The sequence below is a fragment of the Nocardia sp. NPDC060220 genome, from assembly GCF_042727815.1.
Classification (GTDB): domain Bacteria; phylum Actinomycetota; class Actinomycetes; order Mycobacteriales; family Mycobacteriaceae; genus Nocardia.
This window is the reverse complement of sequence record NZ_JBHWZY010000706.1, coordinates 1-3,655: the sequence shown is the minus strand read 5'-3', so window position 1 is coordinate 3,655 and position 3,655 is coordinate 1. Positions and strand designations below refer to the sequence as shown.

Here is a 3,655-nt window from a genome sequence, read left to right as displayed (position 1 = left end):
GGCTACGGCTTCACGCCCTCCGACTTCCCGCTCACCGCCGTATCGCAGGACGATGTCGACCACTGGCTGGGGAAATACCCGTCGATGATCGATGTGTGGCCGCTCACCGCCTTGCAGTCCGGGCTGCTGTTCCACACCATCTACGACCGCGACGGCGACGATGGCTACATCGTGCAGGTGGCGCTGACCTTCGCCGGGCAGGTGGACGGTGCGCGGATGCGCCGCGCCGCGCAGGTGCTCATCGACCGGCACGACAGCCTGCGGACGGCGTTCGTCGAGAGTGCCGATGGGCCACGGCAGATCGTCCTGCGTGACACCGAAGTCGATTGGGGCGAGTCGAATCTCGCCGGCATCAGCGATGGGGGCAGGCGGGCGCGAGCACTTCGGCGACTCGCGAGGGCGGCCGTGGCTCCGTTCGACCCGGCCCATCCACCGCTGGTGCGTTTCCACCTCGTGCGCACCGGCGTCGATACTTTCCAGTTGCTGGTCACCAACCACCACCTCGTGCTCGACGGCTGGTCGATGCCTCTGCTGATCCACGAGCTGCTCTCCTTGTACACCTCCGATGGCGACACCGCCGAGCTCGCGCCCCCTCGTTCGTACCGGGAGTATCTGCGGTGGCTACAGGCGCAGGATCGCGACGCCGCAATCGCCGCGTGGCGGGAGACACTCGCCGGAATCGACAGTCCGACACGGGTCACGGGCAGGCCGGATCGGTCCGTCGCCGCGCACGTCGGTGAGGTCGACCTGAACCTGGACGCGGCGACCACCGCAGCGCTTCTCGATCTGGGCCGCTCACACGGCGTCACCGCCAACACGGCCCTGCAGGTGGCATGGGCACTGCTGGTGGCCGCGCTGACCGGACGGTCGGACGTGGTCTTCGGCAATACGATCGCGCACCGCCCGCCGCAGATTCCGGATGTCGAGCGCATGGTCGGGCTTCTCGTCAACACGCTGCCCGTCCGAGTCCGCCTCGACCCCGGCGAAACCGTCGGCGACCTGCTCGTCCGCGTGCAATCCGAGCAAGCAGCCATGCTGGATCATCAGTACATCGGCTTGGCGGAGCTGCAACGGGCCACCGGCATCACCGACATGTTCGACACCGCGACGGTGCTCGAGTCCTATCCGCTCGACCGGGAACTGCTGGCGCGCAATCTCTCCGACGCCGGCTTGCGGTTCGTCGAGATCGACGCACACGATGCCACGCCGTATCCACTGAGTTTGCAAGTGTCCCCGCCGCGGTCGAGTCGCGACCGGCGATCGGATGCCGCCGACGAGCCGAGCACCTACACGGTGACGCTGAAGTTCGCCACCGACCGATTCGATTCGGCCGAGGTCCGTACGCTGCTCGAACGCTTCGAGCTTCTTCTCACGCAGATCGTCAGGAATCCCGCCCGCAACGTCGCCGCGATCTCCTCCTGCTGGGATTCCGAACGCGCGGAACTGCTTTCGGTCGGCAGCGAGGAGCCGCCCGCCGCGGAGCTCGTGCTGCGCGACATCCTGTGGGAGACCGCGCGCAGGTATCCGGATGCCGTGGCCCTGCGGTGCGGCGACACCACGTGGACCTATCGTGAGCTGGAGCGCCGCGCCGACGAGTTCGCTCATCTGCTGGCCCGCCATGGTGCTCGTGCCGAGTCGATCGTCGCGTTGGCCGTTCCCCGTTCGGCTGAACTGGTGGTCGCCATCTGGGCGGTGGCGAAGACAGGCGCCGCCTTCCTGCCCTTGGATCCCGGCAATCCCGCCGCGCGGATCGCGGAGTTGTTGTCCGACTCCCGGACCGGTCTCGGCGTGACGACCAGCGATGTCGCACCGAGCCTTCCGGACACTGTCGACTGGTTGACGCTGGACGCTGCGGCTACGGATGCTGACGAAAATCTTCCCCGTCTGTCCGAAGTCTCGGCCGGGGCTGATCGGCTGTCGGCCGACAACGCGGCATACGTGATCTATACGTCCGGATCGACCGGCAAACCGAAGGCGGTCCACCTCAGCCATCGCGGCCTGGCCGACCTCGTCGCGGCGCAGGTCGACGCCTTCGGTGTCGGTCCGGGTTCGGTGGTGCTGCAGGTCGCGTCGCCGGGCTTCGACGCCTGCTTGTCGGAGTTGCTGTTGGCGCACGGGAGTGGCGCCGGTCTCGTGGTGTCGCCACCGGAGGTGTACGCCGGGACCGACCTCGAGGAATTGCTTCGGTCGCAGCAGGTGTCGCACGCGATCATCACCCCGTCGGTGCTGAAAACCATGGATCCGTCCCGGACACCGTCGTTGACATCGCTCGCGGTCGTCGGCGAAGCGACCGAGCCGGACACCGTGAACCGGTGGGGGCACGGCCGACGGCTGATGAATCATTACGGACCGACCGAGTGCACGATCTGGGCGACGGGGTCGGACGCCCTGGTACCCGGCGAACTGGTGACGATCGGCGGCCCGATCCGGGGCGCGTCGGCGATGGTTCTCGACCGGTGGCTGCGACCGGTGCCGGTCGGTGTCGTGGGCGAACTCTATATCGGTGGGCCCGGACTCGCCCGCGGGTACGTCGGTCGACCGGGTGTGACCGCGTCGCGCTTCGTCGCGGATCCGCGATCGGTTCGCGGCGAACGGATCTACCGCACCGGTGATTCCGTGCGCTGGGTGCGCGGTCGCGCCGGATTGGCACTGGAATATCTGGGTCGAGGCGATCAGCAGGTCAAGATCCACGGCCTGCGGATCGAGCCGGGGGAAATCGATGCGCACCTGGCTCTGCACCCGGAGGTGGCGAGCGTCGCGACCGTCGTGGTGAAGGGGCCTGCCGACGAACCGGTGCTGGTGTCCTATTTCGTCTCCGCCTCGGGCGCCGTGGTCGACGTGGTGGCACTCGGCGACGATCTGTCGCGCACGCTACCGCGCTATATGAACCCCGCGGCGATCGTGCAGCTCGAAGAGATGCCGCGCACACCGACCGGAAAACTCGATCGGAAAGCATTGCGGCAGAGGTCCTTCGATGCCCACGCCGCGGACGGCAGAATGCCGTCGACGCATACCGAACAGGTCATGGCGAAACTCTTCGCCGACGTGCTCCATCTCGACACCGTGTCCGCCGACAGCAATTTCTTCGCGCTCGGCGGGGACAGCATCGTCTCGATGCGACTGGTGGCGCTGGCGCGATCCGCCGGGCTCACGCTCACGCCGCGAGATGTCTTCGAAGGCAAGACAGTTGCCGCCCTCGCCGCGATGGCCGACGGCGATGGGGCCCCGCCGGTGGAACGCGCCTCGGATTCTCCGCTCGTCGCCCTCACCCAACCCGACATCGATCGGCTCGAGCAGCAATACCACGGCCTGTCCGACGTCTGGCCGTTGTCGCCCATGCAGTCCGGTGTGCATTTCCACTCGACGTTCGACCCGGATGCCGGGGACAACTACACCGTCCAGACGATGATCGGATTTTCCGGCGAGGTCGACGGTGAGCGCTTGCGCCGCGCCGCTCAGGCCGTGGTCGACCGGCACGACATCCTGCGGGCCGCGTTTGTGGAGACCGCGGGCGGGCCCCGTCAGATCGTGCTCGACCATGCCGAGATCGGATTCCGGGAGATCGATCTCGCCGGTGACCGCGACGCGGAATCCCCGGCCGACCCGGCAACGATCGCCGCGGCGGACGCGGCGGCGGGATTCGACCTGTCGGCTC

General features: G+C 67.7%; 1 protein-coding gene. It reads left to right on the top strand.

Translation table 11 applies throughout. The features are described from left to right. Positions 1-3,655: amino acid adenylation domain-containing protein (locus ACFWF3_RS28090; protein WP_379316458.1), on the top strand; the 3,655-nt coding region annotated here is incomplete at both ends.